This window comes from Delftia tsuruhatensis (assembly GCF_903815225.1).
In the GTDB taxonomy this organism is placed as follows: Bacteria; Pseudomonadota; Gammaproteobacteria; order Burkholderiales; family Burkholderiaceae_C; genus Comamonas; species Comamonas tsuruhatensis_A.
The window spans coordinates 3,918,742-3,938,584 of the sequence record NZ_LR813084.1 but is presented as its reverse complement, the minus strand read 5'-3'; the positions used below and the strand labels follow the sequence as shown (position 1 = coordinate 3,938,584).

Genomic DNA, 19,843 nt, shown 5'->3' with positions numbered 1-19,843 from the left:
CCGCGCTTTTCAAGGAGCATTGACATGGCAGACATCAGCAGCCGCTTTCTGGGCATTTCCAGCCCCAATCCGTTCTGGCTGGCCTCGGCCCCACCCACGGACAAGGAAATCAACGTCACCCGCGCATTCGAGGCCGGCTGGGGCGGCGTGGTGTGGAAGACCCTGGGCGAGGACCCGCATGTGGTCAACGTGAACGGGCCGCGCTACTCCACGCTCATGGCGCAGGACCGGCGCGTGATGGGCCTGAACAACATCGAGCTGATCACCGACCGGCCGCTGCGCACCAACCTGGAGGAGATGACCCGCGTGAAAAAGGCCTGGCCTGACCGCGCGCTGATCGCCTCGCTGATGGTGCCCTGCGTGGAGGAAAGCTGGAGGCGCATCCTGCCCATGGTGGAGGACACCGGCGCCGACGGGCTGGAGCTGAACTTCGGCTGCCCGCACGGCATGAGCGAGCGCGGAATGGGTGCGGCCGTAGGCCAGGTGCCCGAGTACATCCAGATGGTCACGCAGTGGTGCAAGCAGTACAGCCGGCTGCCCGTGATCGTGAAGCTCACGCCCAACATCACCGACGTGCGCTTTCCCGCGCGGGCGGCCAAGGCCGGGGGGGCGGATGCGGTGTCCCTGATCAACACCATCAACTCGCTGATGGGCGTGAATCTGGACACACTGGTGATGCACCCCAGCACCGACGGCCAGGGCTCGCACGGCGGCTACTGCGGCCCTGCCGTGAAACCCATCGCCCAGAACATGGTGGCCGAGATCGCGCGCGACCCGCAGACGGCCGGTCTGCCCATTTCGGGGATTGGCGGCATCACCACCTGGAAGGACGCTGCCGAATACATCGCGCTGGGATGCGGCAATGTCCAGGTGTGCACGGCGGCCATGGTCTATGGCTTTCGCATCGTGCAGGACATGTGCGACGGCCTGTCCAACTACATGGATGCCCACGGTTTTGCCTGCATCGAGGACTTCCGGGGCCGGGCAGTGCCCACGGTCAGGGACTGGAAGGACCTCAACCTCAACCACATCGAAAAGGCCGTGATCAACCAGGACAGCTGCATCCAGTGCGGGCGCTGCCATGTGGCCTGCGAGGACACCTCGCACCAGGCCATCACCTTCAGCAAGGAGGGCGGTGTGCGCCGGTTCGAAGTGGATGACACCGAATGCGTGGGCTGCAACCTGTGCGTGTCCATCTGCCCCGTGCCCGAGTGCATCACCATGCGCAGCCTGCAGCCGGGCGAGGTGGACCCCCGCACCGGCCAGACGGTCACCGGGGAGTATGCGAACTGGACGACGCATCCCAACAACCCCATGCGCCAGGCCGTGACGGCGCAGGGCTAGAGGGACCATTGCGGCAGGTCGGCGCACGGCCCGCATCCGGGTCGACCTGGCACGAAATGCGCTTGATGGAAAAGGTCAGACCCTGGATCAGCAATGGATTGGTGATTTCTCTCTTCGAGAAGGAGCTTCGCAATGTCGCATGCCCCGCATTCCGGTGATTCCGCAGGCAACCTGTGGAACCACGACCTCGCACCCACGCTGCCCAGTCAGCGTACCTGGACCTGGTACCACTTCGCCGCCCTGTGGATAGGCATGGTGATGTGCATCCCGGCATACACGCTGGCGGCCAGCATGATCACCAACGGCATGTCGTGGTCGCAGGCCGTGATGACGGTGTTCCTGGGCAATCTGATCGTGCTGATTCCCATGCTGCTCATCGGCCATGCCGGGGCCAGGTACGGCATTCCCTTTGCGGTGCTGGCCCGTGCCTCGTTCGGCACCCACGGCGCCAAGCTGCCCGCCTTGCTGCGGGCCCTGGTGGCCTGCGGCTGGTACGGCATCCAGACCTGGTTCGGCGGCATGATGATCTACACCCTGCTGGGCGTGCTGCTGGGCCATCCGCTGGAGGGCGAGAAGATCGCGGGCCTGGGCATCAATCTGGGGCAGCTGGTGTGCTTTCTGGTGTTCTGGGCGATCCAGTTCTACTTCGTGGTGCATGGCATAGAGTCCATCCGCAAGCTGGAGACCTGGACCGCGCCGCTCAAGATCCTGATCTGCTTCGTGCTGCTGGGATGGGTCTACCAGAAGGCGGGCGGCTTCGGTCCCATCATGGAGCAGCCTTCGCAGTACGCGCCGGGCGGCCCCAAGGCGGGCCAGTTCATGACGGTGTTCTGGCCGTCGCTGACGGCCATGGTGGGCTTCTGGGCCACGTTGGCATTGAATATTCCGGACTTCACGCGCTTTGCCAAGTCGCAGAAGGACCAGGTGGTGGGCCAGGCCATCGGCCTGCCGGTGCCCATGGGGCTGCTGGCCATGCTGGCGGTGGTGGTGACATCGGGCACCGTGGTGATCTACGGCAAGGCCTTGTGGGACCCCGTGGATGTCGCCAGCCGCATGACGGGGGCGGCCGTGCTGATCGCGCTGATCGTGCTGCTGATCGATACCGTGAGCGTGAACCTGGCGGCCAACCTGGTCGGGCCGGCCTATGACTTCTCGGCCCTGGCGCCGAGGAAGATCAGCTACCGCGTGGGCGGCTACATGACGGTGGCCATTGCCATCGTGATGATGCCCTGGAAGATCCTCGAGTCCACCGAGGGCTACATCTTCACCTGGCTGATCGGCTACTCGGCACTGCTGGGACCGATCGCGGGCATTCTGATGGTGGACTACTTCCTGGTGCGGAAAAAGCAGCTGGTGGTGGAGGACCTGTACCGGGAAGAGGGCGCCTACCGCTACTCCAACGGCTGGAACTGGGTGGCCGTGGCGGCCTTCGCGCTGGGCGTTGCGCCCAACCTGCCCGGCTTCCTGCATGCGGCGTTTCCTGCCGCCTTCCCGAACGTGGGTGATTTCTTCAAGCATGCCTATGACTACGCATGGTTCATCGGCCTGTTCATTGCCGGCGTGGTGTACCGCATCGGCATGGCAGGCCAGGTGACCAAGGGCGCTCCCGCGCTGAGCAAGGCATAGGCCGGACCAACCAACAGGAGGCATGACGCTATGGGTCAATCACAGGGTTCGGTATGGGTGCGTGGCGGCACGGTGGTGAATGCAGACCGGCAGGAGAAGGCCGATGTGCTGTGTGTGGACGGGGCGATTGCGGCCGTGGGGCCGGATGTGGCGGCCCTGGTGCCGGCCGGGGCGCAGGTGATCGATGCCTCGGGGCAGTTCGTCATGCCCGGCGGCATCGATCCGCACACCCACATGCAACTGCCCTTCATGGGCACGGTCACGGCCGATGACTTCTACACCGGCACGGCGGCGGCGCTGGCCGGTGGCACCACCAGCATCATCGACTTCGTCATTCCCGATCCGCAGGAGCCGCTGCTGGACGCCTACCGCAAATGGCGCGGCTGGGCCGAGAAGGCTGCGGCCGACTACTCCTTCCACGTGGCCGTCACCTGGTGGAGCGACAGCGTCCATGCCGACATGGGCACGCTGGTGCGCGAGGAGGGCATCAACAGCTTCAAGCACTTCATGGCCTACAAGAACGCCATCATGTGCGACGACGAAACCCTGGTGAACAGCTTCAAGCGCGCGCTGGAGCTGGGCGCCATGCCCACGGTGCATGCCGAGAACGGCGAGCTGGTCTACCTGCTGCAGCAGGAAGTGGCCAAGATGGGCATCACCGGGCCCGAGGGCCATCCGCTGGCCCGCCCGCCCATGGTGGAGGCCGAAGCAGCCAACCGCGCCATCGCCATCGCCGGCGTGCTGGGCGTGCCCATCTACGTGGTGCATGTCAGCTGCACCGAGGCGGCGCAGGCCATTGCCGCTGCCCGAGCGCGCGGCCAGCGCGTGTATGGCGAGGTGCTGGCCGGCCATCTGGTGATCGACGAAAGCGTGTACCGCGACCCCGACTTCGCAAAGGCGGCCGCCCATGTGATGAGCCCGCCCTTCCGGGCCAAGGGCCACCAGGAGGCCTTGTGGCAGGGCCTGCAGTCGGGCCAGCTGCACACCACGGCCACCGACCATTGCACCTTCTGCGCCGCGCAGAAAGCCATGGGCAGGGACAACTTCGCCAAGATCCCCAACGGTACCGGCGGCGTGGAAGAGCGCCTGGCCGTGATCTGGGATGCGGGTGTGAACACCGGCCGGCTGACGCCCAGCGAATTCGTGGCCATCACCTCGGCCAACACCGCCAGGCTGTTCAACATCTATCCGCGCAAGGGTCTGGTCGGTGTGGGGGCCGATGCCGATCTGGTCGTCTGGGACCCCGCCGCCACTCACACCCTGTCGGTCAGGACCCAGCATTCCAAGGGCGACTACAACATCTTCGAGGGCCGCACCGTGCAGGGCATGCCCAGCCACACCATCAGCCAGGGCGTGGTGGCCTATGCGCAGGGCGATCTGCGTGCCGAGATGGGTCGTGGCCGCTATATCAAGCGCCCGGCGTTCGGCCCCAACTTCGATGCGGTGCAGCGCCGCGCTGCCGCGCTGCAGCCCACGGCCGTGGCGCGCTGAACCCCGCATGACAAGGAGACAGCAATGGATACGGATACCCAAGTGAAGCAGGACATCGCACAACTGCGCGTCAACGGAAGCAGGCTGTGGGATTCACTCATGGAGCTGGCCCGGATCGGCGCCACGCCCAAGGGCGGCGTCTGCCGCCTGACGCTGACCGACCTGGACCGCCAGGGCCGTGACCTGGTGACCCGCTGGGCGCGCGAGGCGGGCATGACGGTGACCATCGACAAGATAGGCAACGGCTTCATGCGCCGGCCCGGGCGCGACAACAGCCTGCCTCCCATCATGACGGGCAGCCACATCGACACCCAGCCCACGGGCGGCAAGTTCGACGGCAACTACGGCGTTCTGGCGGGGCTGGAGGTGGTGCGCACGCTCAACGACCACGGCATCGAGACCGAAGCTCCCATCGAGGTGGCCTTCTGGACGAACGAGGAAGGCTCGCGCTTCGTGCCGGTGATGATGGGCTCCGGCGTGTTTGCCCGGGCCTTCACGCTGGAGCATGCCTATGCCGCCACCGACTCCGAGGGCAAAACCGTCAAGGGCGAGCTGGAACGCATCGGCTATGTGGGCAGCCAGGAGCCCGGCGACCACCCGATCGGTGCGTACTTCGAGGCGCATATCGAACAGGGTCCCGTGCTGGAGGACCACGCCAAGACCATTGGCGTGGTCACCGGCGTGCTGGGCATACGCTGGTATGACTGCGTGGTCACCGGCATGGAGGCCCATGCCGGCCCCACGCCCATGGCTCTGCGCAAGGACGCGCTGCAGGCGGCCACGCAGCTCATGCAGGAAGTGGTGGCCTGCGCCCACCGCCACCCGCCGCACGGCCGTGGCACGGTGGGCATGGTGCAGGTCCACCCCAACAGCCGCAACGTGATTCCGGGGCAGGTCAAGTTCAGCATAGACCTGCGCAACGCCACAGATGCCGACTGCGAAGCCATGGACGCCGACATCCGTGCCGTGGCCGACCGCATCAGTCGGGAGACGGGCTTGCCCATCGCGATCAACCTGGTCTCCAGCTACCCGGCCCAGCCCTTTCATGGCGACTGCGTGGATGCGGTGGCGCGGGCGGCCAGGACCCTGGGCTACTCGCACATGCCCGTTGTCTCGGGGGCCGGGCATGACGCGGTCTACATGGCAAGGCTGGCGCCGGCCGGCATGGTCTTCATTCCCTGCAAGGACGGAATCAGCCACAACGAGATCGAAGATGCCGCGCCCGCGGACATCACTGCAGGCTGCGATGTGCTGATGCACGCCATGCTGGAACGCGCCAAGGTGCTGTGATCGGAAAAACTGCGCAACTTGCCCGGAAGCCCTGTTTTGCACTGCTATACTTGCGGCTTCAACAAACGACAGGCGCGTAGCTCAGCTGGTTAGAGCACCACCTTGACATGGTGGGGGTCGTTGGTTCGAGTCCAATCGCGCCTACCAAATATCTCAGTCTCGCCAGGGGCTGAAAAAAATCCCGCTTCATGCGGGATTTTTTTTGTCCGGATGATTGTGCGTCCATGGGACGTGTCGCATGCGTTGATCGCCATCAGGGTTACTGCTGCGCCGGGGGGCGTGGGCGCTGCCTAGAATCTGTTGCAGTGCAAAAGATCGATGGCCCGTACAAGACCGTGCAAGAGGAGAAGCATTGCAATGCAAGAGACGCCAAAAGCCGCTGCCCCCAACGCCCAGCGCGTGATCAAGAAGTATCCCAACCGCCGTCTCTACGACACCGATACCTCCTCCTACATCACCCTGGCCGAGGTCAAGCAGCTCGTGATGGCCAGCGAACCCGTGGTGGTCAAGGATGCCAAGACGGGCGAGGACCTCACGCGCAGCATCCTGCTGCAGATCATCCTGGAGGAGGAGGCCGGTGGCGCGCCCATGTTCTCCGAGGCCGTGCTGGCCAACATCATCCGCTTCTACGGCCATGCCATGCAGGGCTACATGGGCTCCTACCTGGAAAAGAACGTGCAGATGTTCACCGATTTCCAGAGCAAGCTGGCCGAGCAGGCGCAGGGGGCATCGCCCGAGGCCTGGAACCAGTTCATGCGCATGCAGCCGCCGGCCATGCAGAACATGATGAGCAGCTACCTGGAGCAGTCCCAGAACATGTTCAGCCAGATGCAGGAGCAGATGCAAAAGCAGACCGAGCAGATGCTCAACGCCATGGGCATCAAGCGCAACGGCTGAGTCCTGCCCGGCGGTGCCGGGGCAAGTTCCCGGGCGGCGTGCCAGGTTCGCCCAGAACTGGGACAATACCGCCCCTATGAACCCCACGAGCGACGCAACAACCATGACAACCCCTGCCGGCGCGGCCGCGCCGCGAGTGGGATTCGTATCCCTCGGGTGCCCCAAGGCGCTCACGGATTCCGAGCTCATCCTCACCCAGCTCAGTGCCGAGGGCTACCAGACCTCCAAGACCTTCGAGGGCGCGGACCTGGTGATCGTCAACACCTGCGGCTTCATCGATGATGCGGTGCGCGAGAGCCTGGACACCATTGGCGAGGCCCTGGCCGAGAACGGCAAGGTCATCGTCACCGGCTGCCTGGGTGCCAAGGCAGGCAAGGACGGTGGCAACCTGATCCAGGAGGTGCATCCCAGCGTGCTGGCCGTGACCGGCCCCCATGCCACGCAGGAGGTGATGAACGCCGTGCATACGCACCTGCCCAAGCCGCACGATCCGTTCATCGATCTGGTGCCTGGAGCCTTCGGCGAAGCGGGCATCAAGCTCACGCCCAGGCACTACGCCTACCTGAAGATTTCCGAGGGCTGCAACCACCGCTGCACCTTCTGCATCATCCCCTCCATGCGCGGCGATCTGGTCTCGCGTCCCGTCGGCGATGTGCTCAAGGAGGCGCGTGCGCTGTTCGAGGGCGGCGTCAAGGAACTGCTGGTGATCAGCCAGGACACCTCGGCCTATGGCGTGGACGTGAAGTACCGCACGGGCTTCTGGGATGGCAAGCCTGTGAAGACGCGCATGCACGAGCTGGTGCAGACACTGGCGCAGATCGCCGAGCCCTATGGGGCCTGGGTGCGCCTGCACTATGTGTATCCGTACCCCAGCGTGGACGAGATCATCCCGTTCATGGCCACGGGTCGCGTGCTGCCCTACCTGGACGTGCCGTTCCAGCACAGCCATCCCGATGTCCTCAAGCGCATGAAGCGCCCGGCCAACGGCGAGAAGAACCTGGAGCGCCTGCAGCGCTGGCGCGAGATCTGCCCCGACCTGGTGATCCGCTCCACCTTCATCGCGGGCTTTCCTGGCGAGACGGAGGCGGAATTCGAGCATCTGCTGCAGTTCCTGCGCGAAGCGCAGATCGACCGCGCGGGCTGCTTTGCCTACAGCCCCGTGGAAGGGGCTGCTGCCAACGACATTCCCGGCATGCTGCCCGAGGAGGTCCGCGAGGAGCGCCGTGCGCGCTTCATGGCGGTGGCCGAGGAGGTCTCCACGGCGCGCCTGCAAAAGCGCGTGGGCCAGACCCTGCAGGTGCTGGTGGACAAGTCCGTGGGCCTGGGCAAGAAGGGTGGCGTGGGCCGCAGCTATGCCGATGCGCCCGAGATCGACGGCCTGGTCCATCTGCTGCCGCCCGAGAAGGCCAGCAAGACCTACAAGGTGGGCGACTTCGTGAAGGCGCGCATCGTGGGCACGCAAGGCCACGACCTGGTGGGGCAGCCGGTCTGAGGCGGCGCTGGCGCCCGCGCCGGTGCTCAGGCAAAAGGCAAGGTCATCCTTGCCTTTTTTGCTTTCCCGGGAGATTCTTGATCTTCATCAGGACGGCGGGGCCTGTTCGCTGAAATGCTGTCCACACCGTTTGAATTCGAGAAAGGATGGCGCGAATGAACAGGACCATGAAAGCCGCCGTGGTGCGGGAGTTTGGCAAGCCACTGACCATCGAGGAAGTCCAGGTGCCCCGGCCCGATCCTGGCCATGTGCTGGTGAAGATCGAGGCCTGTGGCGTCTGCCACACCGACCTGCATGCCGCGCATGGCGACTGGCCGGTCAAGCCCAATCCGCCCTTCATACCGGGTCATGAAGGCGTGGGCTATGTGGCTGCCGTGGGAGCGGGTGTCACCCATGTCAAGGAAGGCGACCGCGTCGGCATTCCCTGGCTGTATACGGCCTGCGGCCATTGCGAGCATTGCCTGGGCGGCTGGGAGACGCTGTGCGAGCAGCAGAAGAACACCGGCTACTCTGTCAACGGCGGCTTTGCGCAGTATGCGCTGGCCGATGCCAATTTCGTGGGCCTGCTGCCCGGCAACGTGGACCTCATCGAGATCGCTCCCGTGCTGTGTGCGGGCGTCACCGTCTACAAGGGACTGAAGGTCACCGACACCAGGCCCGGCAACTGGGTGGTGATCTCGGGTATCGGCGGCCTGGGCCATATGGCTGTGCAGTATGCCAAGGCCATGGGCCTGAACGTGGCGGCGGTGGATGTGGATGATGCCAAGCTGGATCTGGCTCGGCGCCTGGGTGCCCAGGTCACGGTCAATGCCATGACCACGGATCCGGCGGCCTATCTCAAGAAGGAGATCGGTGGCGCGCACGGCGCCCTGGTGACGGCGGTGTCGCCCAAGGCCTTCGAGCAGGCGCTGGGCATGGTGCGGCGCGGCGGCACGGTGTCGCTCAACGGCCTGCCGCCCGGCAGCTTCCCGCTGCCCATCTTCAACATGGTGCTCAGCGGCGTGACCGTGCGCGGCTCCATCGTGGGCACGCGGCTGGACCTGCAGGAGTCGCTGGACTTCGCGGCCATGGGCAAGGTCAGGGCCACGGTGGCCACCGACCGGCTGGAGAACATCAACGACATCTTCTCCCGCATGCACGAGGGCAGGATCGAAGGCCGCATCGTGCTGGACTTGAACGCCTGAGCGTTCGCCGCAGGCAAGAAAGGCTTCCCGCGGGAAGCCTTTTTTCTCAGGGTGGCACAGGGCCTGTCAGACCATCCGCCGGATCGGCTTCTTTTTCCAGACCAGCCGGTAGTAGGCGGTCTGCAGGCACAGGGTGATGGTGTAGGACAGCGGGAAGGCCATCCAGATGCCCATGAGCCCGAAGCCGCGGCTCAGCCACCAGGCCAGGGGCAGCTCCAGCACGGCCAGCACCGCAATGGTGATGGCGGTGGGAATGACCACGTCGCCGCTGGCGCGCATGACCGAGGACAGCGCGATGAAGCAGCCCAGCAGCAGCCCGCTCCACAGCACGATGTACAGCAGCTCGATGGCCAGCACCAGCACCTGCTCGTCGGTGATGAACAGGCCCAGCAGCGGCCGTGCGAACAGGCTGCCGATCAGCGCCAGGGCCGCGCCCAGGGCGAGGTTCATGCGGATGGCCGTGGCCGTGATGGCGCCCAGGCGCTCGCTGCGGCCCGCGCCGATCGCCTGTGCACCGAGGATGGATGCCGTGATGGCCACCGAGATCACGGGAAACTGCGCGAACGAGTTGATCTGGTTGACCGCGCCGTAGGCCGCCGTGGCGCTGGAGCCGAAGCCGTTGACCAGGGAGACCACGACCAGGCCCGCCATGGACGAGGCGATCATCTGCACCCCCGTGGGAATGCCCACGCGCAGAATGCTCTTGAGCAGGGCCTTGTCGATGCGCATCGCCTTCCACAGCGCGGCATTGGGTGCCAGCGGGCTGGCGATGCGGCGCAATCGCCAGCCCAGCCAGGCCAGCGCCAGCGTGAAGCCGATGATCATGGACACGCCCGCGCTGGCCACGCCCAGGCGCGGCAGCCCGCCCCAGCCCGCGATCAGGGCCGGCGTGCAGACCAGGCCCGTGGCCGTGGAGATCAGCAGGGCCAGCATGGGCGAGACCGTATCGCCAACGCCGCGCAGCAGCGAGGTGGCCAGCAGGAACACGAACAGCCCGGGCATGCCCAGCAGCACGATGCGCGAGTACAGCGTGGCCTGCTCCATGATGTCGGGCGGCGTGCCCAGCAGGCGCATCAGCGGCTCGGTGAACAGGCCGCCGAACAGGGCGACGAGGGCGCCGAACAGCAGGCCCACGCACATGGCCGTGCCGGCGATGGCGCGCAGCTTGTCATGCAGGCGTGCGCCATAGGCCTGGCCGACCAGCACCGAGGCGCCGGCGCCCAGGCCGATCACGAAGGCAATGAACAGGAACATCACCGGAAAGAAGGCCGCGACCGCTGCCAGGGCCTGCACGCCCAGCATCTGACCGATGAAGACGCTGTTGATCGTGCCCGACAGCGACTGCAGGATGTTGGCCAGGACCATGGGCCCGAGGAATACGAGGAAGATGCGCCACAGAGGCTGGCTGCCGGAGGCGATGGGCGGACCCGCGGGGGTGGGCATGGCAGGCGCGGCGGCCTGCGGCAAAGGGGTGTCGGGCTTCGTCATGTGTTGTGTGTCTGGTATTGCGACGAGAAATCGGAGCCGGGCGGACGGTCAGCCCTGCATGGGCCACAGCGGCTGGCTGAGCTGGCGCAGGTAGCTTCGCACGTCCTCGGGCCAGGCGGCGGTATGTTGTGCAAAGGCGTCGGCCTGGCGTGCGAACAAGGCACGGCTGGCTTCCTCGAAATGGGGAAGATCGCCCGCGATCTCGCTCATGAACCGGTAGCTGGCCTCGGTGGCCGCGCGCATGGCGTCCTGCTCGGCATGCTTGCCCCGGGCTTCCTCGACCAGCCGCCGCAGCGCACCGGAGGCGCCGCCGGGCTGGCGGTTGAGCCATTCCCAGTGGCGCGGCAGCAAGGTCACTTCGCGCGCCACCACGCCGAGCTTGGGCCGGCCCACGCTGCGCGCCGGCGGGTTGGGTGCGGCGTGCGATGTGGCTGCTGTGGCCGCTGTTGCAGCCAGCTCGCTGCGCCAGTCCAGGTCCAGCCGCATGCCGCTGTGGTCTTCGAAAACCCATGGCATGGACTCGTCGGCCTTGCCGTCGGTTCGCTGTTCATGGCTTTGCAGAAACCGCAGCACGGCCTGGCGGTCACCCTGCAGCAGGCGGCGGTGGCCCAGGAAGATGGTGTAGCTGGCGCGGGGTTCGGCGCCGGCCTCTTGGAAAGGTGTCGTCATGGCGCGGAATATTACCTGGGTAAAAATAAGAAGTCAATTCAACCCGGGTAAAAATTTCGCAACACTGGCACGGCAAAGAAGAATCCAAAGAAAAAGCCCCTGGCAGACGGGCTGCCAGAGGCTTCGCAGGGGGAATGCAGGCGCTGCTTAGACGCGCTTGCGGTATTCGCCGGTGCGGGTGTCGATTTCGATCTTGTCGCCCTGGTCCACGAACAGGGGCACGGGCACTTCGAAGCCGGTGGCGATCTTGGCGGGCTTGAGCACCTTGCCGGACGTGTCGCCCTTGACGGCGGGCTCGGTCCAGGTGATCTCGCGCACCACGGAGGTGGGCAGCTCGCAGGAAATGGCCTTGCCATCGTAGAACACGACTTCGGCTTCCATGCCGTCTTCCAGGTAGTTGATGGCGTCGCCCATGTTGGCGGCTTCCACTTCGTACTGGTTGTATTCGGTGTCCATCCAGACGTACATCGGGTCGGCGAAGTAGGAGTAGGTGCACTCCTTCTTGTCCAGGATCACGTTGTCGATCTTGTCGTCGGCCTTGAAGACGACTTCGGTGCCCATGTTCGACAGCAGGGCCTTGAGCTTCATGCGCACCGTGGCGGCGCCACGGCCACCGCGGGCGTATTCGGTCTTCAGGACGATCATGGGGTCCTTGCCCTGCATGATCACGTTGCCGGCGCGGATTTCTTGAGCGATTTTCATAGCTTGCTTGGCTGGGGTTGGAGCCGCTCAACAGGGCAGGCAAGCGAAGTCGCTGGGACGGTGCGCCTGCCGCATGTTCCGCGGCGGGTGCAACCCTGGTCGTCGGCGCCCGGCTGGCGGTCGCCCGCAGCGGCACCTCTCCAGGGAGGCAAAACGTGCATTCTAGCTTTTTTCGGCTGCAAAAGCTTGCAGTTGGTCAATCAGTGGGGGCTGGCGCAGCAGTTGCGCGCGTGCCGCCTGGATGCATTGCTGCCATTGGCCCAGCAGTGCGGGCGTGAGCGCCGGCAGCGTGGATGCGGGCGCCATGCCGTTCCAGGCATGGTGGAAGGCACGCAGGCTGGGCGGCGCCCGCAGCCAGTCCAAGAAGGCGTCGAGCTTGTCGTGGTGGGCATCGTCGTGCTGGGGGTAGATGTGCCAGACCAGGGGTTGGCCTGCCCACAGTGCGCGCACCAGGGAATCCTCGCCGCGCACCAGGTTCAGGTCGCAGGCCCAGAGCATGTCGTCGAACTGGCGCTGGGGGCAGGGCGCCAGCGCATGATGCCTGACGGCACCGTGCCCCGTGGCGGCCATGGCGCCCATGGCCTGTCGTACGGCATCCGCCGCGCGGCCCGGGGTGACCAGCAGGTGGGTGGCGCCTGGCAGGGGAGGCTGGGCATGCAGGGCCGCCAGCCATTCGGGCAGGGCGGCCGGCTCATAGCAGAACAGCGAGATGGCGCAATCGCCAGGCGCGATGGCATGGCGCGCGCGCCAGGCGTTGCGGCCTTCGCCCGCAAAGGTCTGCTGGCGCGCGGCCAGGTCGCTTTCGCGCAGCAGCCCGCCCGTGGCGGCCGTGAAGCCGGGATAGAAGAACCAGCGCGTCAGGCCCGCGGCCGGACCGGACATCAGTGGCGAAGGCAGGCCGTGGCAGCGCTCCACATAGCCTTCGGCCGACAGGTACTCGAGATTGATCCATAGCGGCGCCCGGCGGGCGATGGCGGCCAGGAAGGGGGGCGGGATCTCGCAACCGAAGGCCTCGATGACCACATCGCCCACCACGGGCGGCACGTCGGCTGCCTGCACGGGCCAGCCGTGCACGCTGAGCCCTTCGGGGTGGGGCAGGGGCGCCATCCAGGCCAGCGCGCCGGCATCATCCATCCACAGCCGCACACGCTGGCCGCGCGAAGCCAGGTCGGCCGCCGCGCGCCAGCACACGCCGATGTCGCCGAAGTTGTCTATGACCTGGCAGAAGATGTCCCAGGTCAGTGCGGGCCGGGGCTGCGAGGCGTGCGTGGAGGGCAGGGGAATGAAGGGCAGCATGGGGGTCAGGGTTGGCACAGGTGTTCGGCCAGCAGCTGGGCCACGGGGGGCAGTGCCTCCTGCGAGCGCAGGCAGAGCATCAGTTCGCGCTCGGCCCAGGGTTCGTCCAGCGCGATGCAGCGCAGCGGCAGGGCGCCCAGGTACAGGCGCGCGCTGCCCTTCGGCAGTATGCCTATGCCCAGTCCCGAGGCCACCATCAGGCACAGCGCGTCATAGCCCGTGACCTTCATGCGCAGCCGGGGTTGCAGGCCCAGGTCGGCCGCGGCACGCGTGATCTGGTGGTTGAGGGCGCTGCCCGCATGCATGCCCACGAGGTCATGGTCCAGCACCTGGGCCAGGCGCAGGCTGCGGCGGCGCGCCAGCGCATGGCCCTGGGGCACGATGACGATGAGGCGGTCGCGCCGGTAGGGGCGCAGGCGGATCTTGTCGCCATAGCTGCCCTGGTTGAGGATGCCGATGTCGGCCTCGTTGTCGGCCACGGCGCGGGCGATGTCGCTGCTCACGCGCTCTTGCAGGCGCACGTCCACATGCGGGTGCTGCTCAAGAAAGCCTTGCAGCTGGGAGGGCAGGAACTGCGTGATGGCCGAGATGTTGGCCATCACGCGGACGTGGCCGCGCAGGCCCCGGCCATAGTCGCGCATCTGCCCGGCGATGCCGTCCAGGTCGTTGAGCACTCCGCGCGCCATGTTCAGCAGTGCATAGGCCGCGGCCGTGGGTTCGCTGCCCCGGTTGCTGCGCGTGAACAGCTCCACCTGCAACTGCCCTTCCAGCTCGGCCAGGCGCCGGCTGGCGGCCGACGGGGCGATGTGCTCGCGCGCGGCGGCACGGGCGATGGCGCTTTCCTCCATCACGGCCACGAACAGGCGCAACGAGATCGGGTCGAGTTTCATGGGGTGGCGATTATCCCCGCCTCGGCCGTGCCATGCCGGTTTGCGATGGCAGCGTCGCGCTTGAGCGTTTTGCGGCCGGCGAGGACAGCGGCAAGATCGGCGCCGCGGCTGTGCCATCGCAGGCAGGCTGCGGAGACAACGAGGAAGCGTTCACCCATGACACAACAGACAAGGCTGGTCCCCACCCCCGGCGCGCTCAACGGCGTGCGCGTGGTCGAGATGGGGCAACTGATCGCAGGGCCGTTCTGCGGCAAGACGCTGGGCGAGTTCGGCGCCGACGTGGTCAAGATCGAGGCGCCGGGCGCGGGCGACCCGCTGCGCAACTGGCGCCTGATCAAGAACGGCACCTCGGTCTGGTGGCAGGTGCAGTCGCGCAACAAGCGGTCCGTGGCACTGGACCTGCGCCAGCAGGAGGGCCAGGACATCGCGAGGCGCCTGATCGCCGAGGCCGATGTGCTGGTCGAGAACTTCCGCCCCGGCACGCTGGAAGGCTGGGGCATGTCGCCCGAGGAGCTGCATGCGCTCAATCCCGGCCTGATCATCCTGCGCATCTCTGGCTATGGCCAGACCGGCCCCTACCGTGACCTGCCGGGCTTTGGCGTGATCGGCGAGGCCATGGGCGGCCTGCGCCACCTGACGGCCGAGCCGGGCCGCGTGCCCGTGCGCGTGGGTGTGTCCATCGGCGACACGCTGGCCGCGCTGCATGGCGTGATCGGCGTGATGATGGCCCTGTACCACCGCAAGGTGAATGGCGGCGCGGGCCAGGTCATCGACGTGGCACTGCATGAGGCCGTGTTCAACGTCATGGAAAGCCTGCTGCCCGAGTACAGCGCCTTCGGTGCCGTGCGCGAGGCGGCGGGCAGTGCGTTGCCGGGCATTGCACCTTCCAACGCCTATCCCTGCCAGGACGGCTGGGTGCTGGTGGCCGGTAATGGCGACTCCATCTTCAAGCGGCTGATGGCCACCATCGGTCGTCAGGATCTGGCCGATGATCCGCAACTGGCCGACAACGCGGGCCGCGTGGCGCGCGTGGCCGAGATCGATGCCGTGATCGGCGGGTGGACGAAGGCGCAGGGCGTGCAGTCGGTGATGGACCAGCTGGCCGCCGCGCGCGTGCCGGCCGGCAAGGTCTATACGGCCAAGGACATCGCCGAGGACCCGCATTACCGCGCCCGCGACATGATCCTCAGCCAGCACACACGCGATGGCGACGACATTGAGGTGCCGGGCATCGTGCCCAAGCTGTCGCTCACGCCCGGCACGGTGCGCAGCAGTGCGCCCCATGTCGGTGACGACACCGATGCCGTGCTGGCCGAGGCCGGCCTCACGGCCGAACAGATCGCGCTGCTGCGCAGCAAGGGAGTGATCCAATGAATACCGTCCACACCACGGATGTCTGGCAGGGCGCGGGCCGCCGCGTCTTCTTCAACGAGGTCGGTACGCGCGACGGTCTGCAGATGGAGCAGGCCTTCGTTCCCACCGAGGACAAGATCGCCCTGGTCAATGCGCTGTCGCGGGCCGGCCTGTCCAAGATCGAGGTCACGGCCTTCGTCTCGCCCACGGCCATCCCCGCGCTGCGCGATGGCGAGATCGTGATGCGCGAGATCGAGCGCCGCCCCGGCACGGTCTACACCGCCCTGGTGCCCAATGCGCGCGGCGCCGAGCGTGCCATCGAGGCACGCACCGACGAACTCAACCTCGTCATGTCGGTCAGCGAGACCCACAACCTGTGCAACCTGCGCATGCAGCGCAGCCAGTCGTTCGCGGCCCTGGCCCGGGTCGTGGCCACGGCCCGGCAGGCGGTCGTGCCCGTCAACGTCTCGCTGTCGTGCTGCTTCGGCTGCCCCATGGAAGGAGACGTGCAGCAGCAGGAGGTGTTCGACTGGGTGCAGCGCTTTGCCGACCTGGGCGTGCAGGGCATCACGCTGTGCGACACCACGGGCATGGCCTACCCCACCCAGGTCCGCGCCATGGTGGCCGCCTTCCTGCTGCGCTGGCCGCGGCTGGGCCTGACGCTGCACTTCCACAACACGCGCGGCATGGCCCTGGGCAATGTGCTGGCCTCGATCGCGGCCGGAGGCCAGCGATTCGACGCGTCCATCGGCGGCCTGGGCGGCTGCCCCTACGCGCCCGGCGCCTCGGGCAATGCCTGCACCGAGGACATCGTGCACGCGCTGCAGCTCATGGGCTATGACACGGGCGTGGACCTGGCGCAGATCGTCGCTGCCGCGCGCAGCCTGCCCGCGCTGATCGGTCATGACACGGCCAGCCAGATCGCCAAGGCCGGTGCGCGGCTGGACCTGCACCAGCCACCAGCCGACTTTGCAGCCATCCGCGAACGGGCGTTGGCCAAGGGCTGAGGCCGGCGCGCATTCTCATTCACAGGAACCGGGCAAACCAAGGAGACAAAGATGAAGAAGATTCAACGCAGACAGATCGCAGCCGTGGCCCTGGCCATCGCAGGACTGGGCCTGGGCGGCACGGCCGCGCTGGCCCAGGGCGGCTACCCCGCCAAGACCATCACCATGATCGTGCCGGCCGCGGCCGGTGGCACCACGGACCTGGCCGCGCGCATGGCGGCCCAGGCGCTGGCGCCCGTCATCGGCCAGCCGGTGGTCGTGGACAACAAGGGTGGCGGCAACGGCGCCATCGCGGCCAGCCTGGTCAAGCGTGCCGAGGCCGATGGCTACACGCTGCTCATGCAGTACTCGGGCTACCACGTGATCTCGCCCCACCTCACGAAGGCGCGCACCTGGGAGCAGGGCGACTTCCAGCCCGTGGCGAATGTGCTGTCCGCGCCGCAGATCATCGTGGTGCGTTCCGAGCTGCCGGTGAAGACGCTGGCCGAGCTCGTGGCCTATGCCAAGGCCCAGCCGGGCAAGCTCAACTACGCTTCCTCGGGCAATGGTTCGCTCCAGCATGTGACGGGCGCCATGCTGGAGCAGCAGGCCGGCATCAAGATGGTCCACGTGCCCTACAAGGGCACGGGCCCCGCCCTGCAGGACCTGCTGGGCGGCCAGGTGGACCTGACCTTCGGCACCGCGCCGCCCTTCATGCCCCATGTGCACAGCGGCAAGCTGCGCGTGCTGGCCGTCACGGGCGCGCAGCGCCTGCCCAGCCTGCCCGACGTGCCGACCACGGCCGAGGCCGGCTATGCGGGCGTCAACGCCACCTCGTGGTTCGCCGTGTTCGCGCCGGCCGCGACCCCCAGGCCCGTGATCGACAAACTCACGGCCGACCTGAAGAAGGTGGTCGAGAACCCCGCCTTCAGGCAGAAGGCCCAGGAGCAGGGCGCCACGGCCGACTACATGAACCCGCAGCAGCTCGGCGCCATGGTCAAGGCCGAATGGGCCAGTTGGGCCCAAGTGGTCAAATCCTCGAAGATCGAGGCCGAGTAAGCCGCCCCGGGCTCGCTGCGGCGGGCCCGGGCAGCGGACACAATAGGCGCATGTCCGAACCCCATTCCGATGAACTGCTGGCCCAGGTGGCCGGCTTGCCGGGCCTGCCCGGCGTCTACCGCTATTTCGATGCGGCGGGCAGCCTGCTGTACGTGGGCAAGGCCATCAACCTCAAGCGCCGTGTCTCCAGCTACTTCAGCAAGAACCACGGGGGCACGCGCATCGGCCACATGGTGGGCAAGATCTCCCGCCTGGAGACCACGGTGGTGCGCTCCGAGGCCGAGGCGCTGCTGCTCGAGAACAACCTGATCAAGACGCAGCACCCCAAGTACAACATCCTGTTCAGGGACGACAAGAGCTATCCCTACCTGAAGATCACCGGCGTGGCCGCGCGCGACGGCAAGGATGGCGAGCCCGCGCACCAGCGCTTTCCCCGCATGGCCTACTACCGCGGCGCGGTGGACAAGCGCCACCGCTACTTCGGGCCCTATCCCAATGCCTGGGCCGTCAAGGAAAGCATGCAGCTGTTGCAAAAGGTCTTCAGGCTGCGCACCTGCGAGGACACGGTCTTCGCCAACCGCTCGCGGCCCTGCCTGCTCTACCAGATCAAGCGCTGCACGGGGCCTTGCGTGGACCTGATCTCGCCCGAGGCCTATGCGCTCGATGTACGCAATGCCGAAGCCATGCTGCGCGGCGAGACGCAGGAGCTGCTCCTGCAGCTCGAGGCCCGCATGATGGAGTACGCGGGCCGCATGGAGTACGAGCAGGCCGCCGAGGTGCGCAACCAGATGACGGCGCTGACACGCGTGCTGCAGCAACAGGCCATCGAGACCGCCGATGACCGTGACGTGGACATCCTCGCCGTGAAGGTGCAGGGCGGCCGCGCCTGCGTCAACCTGGCCATGGTGCGCGGAGGTCGCCACCTGGGCGACCGGCCGTACTTCCCTGCCAATCTGGGCGATGCCACATCGGTCTATGCGGGCGAGGAAGAGGCCAGCCTGGCCGAGTCCGCGCGGCCTGTCGAAGACATCGTGCTGGAGGCCTTCATCGCCCAGCACTACACGGGTGTGACCGTGCCGCCCGTGCTCATCGTCAGCCATCCGGTGGACAAGAAGCTGCTGGCCCTGCTCGCCGAGCAGGGGGGCACGCGTGTCACCGCGATACAGCAGCCGCGCGGGCAGCGGCGCATCTGGCTGGAGATGGCGCAGCAAAATGCCGGCATCCAGATGGCCCGCCTGCTGGCCGAGGAGGGGTCACAGCAGGCGCGCACACGCGCACTGGCCGAAGCGCTGGATCTGCCCTGCGAGAACCTGGACGAACTCACCATCGAGTGCTTCGACATCTCTCACACGGCAGGCGAAGCCACGCAGGCTTCCTGCGTGGTCTTTCACCACCACAAGATGCAAAGCAGCGAATACCGGCGCTTCAACATCGAGGGCATCACCGGCGGCGACGACTACGCGGCCATGCGCCAGGTGCTGATCCGCCGCTACAGCCGGGTGGCCGAGGCACAAAGAGAGGCCGGCGGCGCCGAGCTCACGGGCAGGCAGCCGCAACTGCCGGACCTGGTGCTGGTCGACGGTGGCAAGGGCCAGGTCAGCATGGCGCGCGAAGTGTTCGAGCAGCTCGGCCTCGATGTCGCGCGCATCGTCGGCGTGGAAAAGGGCGAGGGCCGCAAGGTCGGCCTGGAGGAACTGGTCTTCGCCGACGGACGCGAGAAGATCTACCTGGGCCATGATTCGGCGGCCCTGATGCTGGTGGCACAGATCCGTGACGAGGCCCATCGCTTCGCCATCACCGGCATGCGCGCGGCGCGTGCCAGGGTGCGCATGGGAGGCGGACAGCTGGAGGACATTCCGGGCGTGGGCCCCAAGAAGCGGGCACGCCTGCTGCAGCGTTTCGGCGGTGTGCGCGGTGTGGCCGAAGCCAGTGTCGAGCAACTGTGCAGCGTCGACGGCATCTCGCCCGCGCTGGCCGAGGACATCTACCGTGCGCTGCATTGATCCGCTAGTCGCGCAGGCTGCATCCGGGACCCGCAAACAGAGCCTCAAGGACCAAGGTACGTGACACAATGGC

Annotated in this window: 16 protein-coding genes and 1 tRNA gene; 12 read left to right on the top strand and 5 right to left on the bottom strand. The window is 66.8% G+C overall.

Annotated elements, in window-relative coordinates; genetic code table 11:
• Window positions 1-24: 24 nt before the first annotated feature.
• From preA to adhP, 8 genes are all read left to right on the top strand, one after another.
• On the top strand, window positions 25-1,344 hold the full coding sequence (gene preA / locus L1Z78_RS17800; RefSeq protein WP_234637711.1) for an NAD-dependent dihydropyrimidine dehydrogenase subunit PreA: 1,320 nt from the start codon (window positions 25-27) through the stop codon (window positions 1,342-1,344).
• Window positions 1,345-1,476: 132 nt separating this feature from the next.
• Window positions 1,477-2,970: an NCS1 family nucleobase:cation symporter-1 gene (locus L1Z78_RS17795; RefSeq protein ID WP_234637710.1), complete on the top strand. Its 1,494-nt coding sequence runs from the start codon at window positions 1,477-1,479 to the stop codon at window positions 2,968-2,970.
• Between the two features lie 30 nt (window positions 2,971-3,000).
• A complete protein-coding gene (hydA, locus tag L1Z78_RS17790; protein WP_234637709.1) occupies window positions 3,001-4,461 on the top strand; it encodes a dihydropyrimidinase in 1,461 nt (486 codons plus the stop codon).
• A gap of 24 nt (window positions 4,462-4,485) precedes the next feature.
• Complete coding sequence (locus tag L1Z78_RS17785) at window positions 4,486-5,751, top strand: Zn-dependent hydrolase (RefSeq protein ID WP_234637708.1); 1,266 nt, start codon at window positions 4,486-4,488, stop codon at window positions 5,749-5,751.
• A 70-nt stretch (window positions 5,752-5,821) separates the two neighbouring features.
• Window positions 5,822-5,898 (top strand) — tRNA-Val (locus tag L1Z78_RS17780).
• Between the two features lie 210 nt (window positions 5,899-6,108).
• Window positions 6,109-6,648 carry a polyhydroxyalkanoate synthesis repressor PhaR gene (phaR, locus tag L1Z78_RS17775; RefSeq protein WP_234637707.1) on the top strand — a complete coding sequence of 180 codons (540 nt, stop codon included), beginning with the start codon at window positions 6,109-6,111 and terminating at the stop codon, window positions 6,646-6,648.
• 103 nt (window positions 6,649-6,751) lie between these two features.
• Window positions 6,752-8,140: a 30S ribosomal protein S12 methylthiotransferase RimO gene (rimO, locus tag L1Z78_RS17770; RefSeq protein WP_234637706.1), complete on the top strand. Its 1,389-nt coding sequence runs from the start codon at window positions 6,752-6,754 to the stop codon at window positions 8,138-8,140.
• Between the two features lie 155 nt (window positions 8,141-8,295).
• Window positions 8,296-9,324: an alcohol dehydrogenase AdhP gene (gene adhP / locus L1Z78_RS17765; protein WP_234637705.1), complete on the top strand. Its 1,029-nt coding sequence runs from the start codon at window positions 8,296-8,298 to the stop codon at window positions 9,322-9,324.
• Between the two features lie 66 nt (window positions 9,325-9,390).
• Here adhP and L1Z78_RS17760 read toward each other — a convergent pair whose 3' ends face one another.
• From L1Z78_RS17760 to L1Z78_RS17740, 5 genes are all read right to left on the bottom strand, one after another.
• Entirely contained in the window at window positions 9,391-10,812 is a 1,422-nt protein-coding gene (locus L1Z78_RS17760; protein WP_234637704.1) for an MATE family efflux transporter, read from the bottom strand.
• A 48-nt stretch (window positions 10,813-10,860) separates the two neighbouring features.
• Complete coding sequence (locus L1Z78_RS17755; RefSeq protein ID WP_234637703.1) at window positions 10,861-11,481, bottom strand: DUF2239 family protein; 621 nt, start codon at window positions 11,479-11,481, stop codon at window positions 10,861-10,863.
• 147 nt (window positions 11,482-11,628) lie between these two features.
• Entirely contained in the window at window positions 11,629-12,183 is a 555-nt protein-coding gene (gene efp / locus L1Z78_RS17750; RefSeq protein ID WP_234637702.1) for an elongation factor P, read from the bottom strand.
• Between the two features lie 162 nt (window positions 12,184-12,345).
• On the bottom strand, window positions 12,346-13,479 hold the full coding sequence (gene earP / locus L1Z78_RS17745; RefSeq protein ID WP_234642202.1) for an elongation factor P maturation arginine rhamnosyltransferase EarP: 1,134 nt from the start codon (window positions 13,477-13,479) through the stop codon (window positions 12,346-12,348).
• A 5-nt stretch (window positions 13,480-13,484) separates the two neighbouring features.
• Complete coding sequence (locus tag L1Z78_RS17740) at window positions 13,485-14,369, bottom strand: LysR family transcriptional regulator (RefSeq protein WP_234637701.1); 885 nt, start codon at window positions 14,367-14,369, stop codon at window positions 13,485-13,487.
• A gap of 156 nt (window positions 14,370-14,525) precedes the next feature.
• On the opposite strand from L1Z78_RS17740, the gene L1Z78_RS17735 reads away from it, so the two are divergent.
• Genes L1Z78_RS17735 through uvrC form a run of 4 tightly spaced genes read left to right on the top strand, consistent with a single transcriptional unit; the run spans window position 14,526 to window position 19,770 of the window.
• Window positions 14,526-15,743, top strand: coding sequence for a CaiB/BaiF CoA transferase family protein (locus tag L1Z78_RS17735; RefSeq protein ID WP_234637700.1), 1,218 nt, complete (start codon window positions 14,526-14,528; stop codon window positions 15,741-15,743).
• Window positions 15,740-16,729 carry a hydroxymethylglutaryl-CoA lyase gene (locus L1Z78_RS17730; protein ID WP_234637699.1) on the top strand — a complete coding sequence of 330 codons (990 nt, stop codon included), beginning with the start codon at window positions 15,740-15,742 and terminating at the stop codon, window positions 16,727-16,729. The genes L1Z78_RS17735 and L1Z78_RS17730 overlap by 4 nt, the downstream gene beginning before the upstream one ends.
• Window positions 16,730-16,780: 51 nt before the next feature.
• Window positions 16,781-17,767: a Bug family tripartite tricarboxylate transporter substrate binding protein gene (locus L1Z78_RS17725; RefSeq protein ID WP_234637698.1), complete on the top strand. Its 987-nt coding sequence runs from the start codon at window positions 16,781-16,783 to the stop codon at window positions 17,765-17,767.
• A gap of 50 nt (window positions 17,768-17,817) precedes the next feature.
• Window positions 17,818-19,770 (top strand): excinuclease ABC subunit UvrC, encoded by a 1,953-nt coding sequence (uvrC, locus tag L1Z78_RS17720; RefSeq protein WP_234637697.1) that lies wholly within the window; start codon window positions 17,818-17,820, stop codon window positions 19,768-19,770.
• Window positions 19,771-19,843 lie beyond the last annotated feature (73 nt).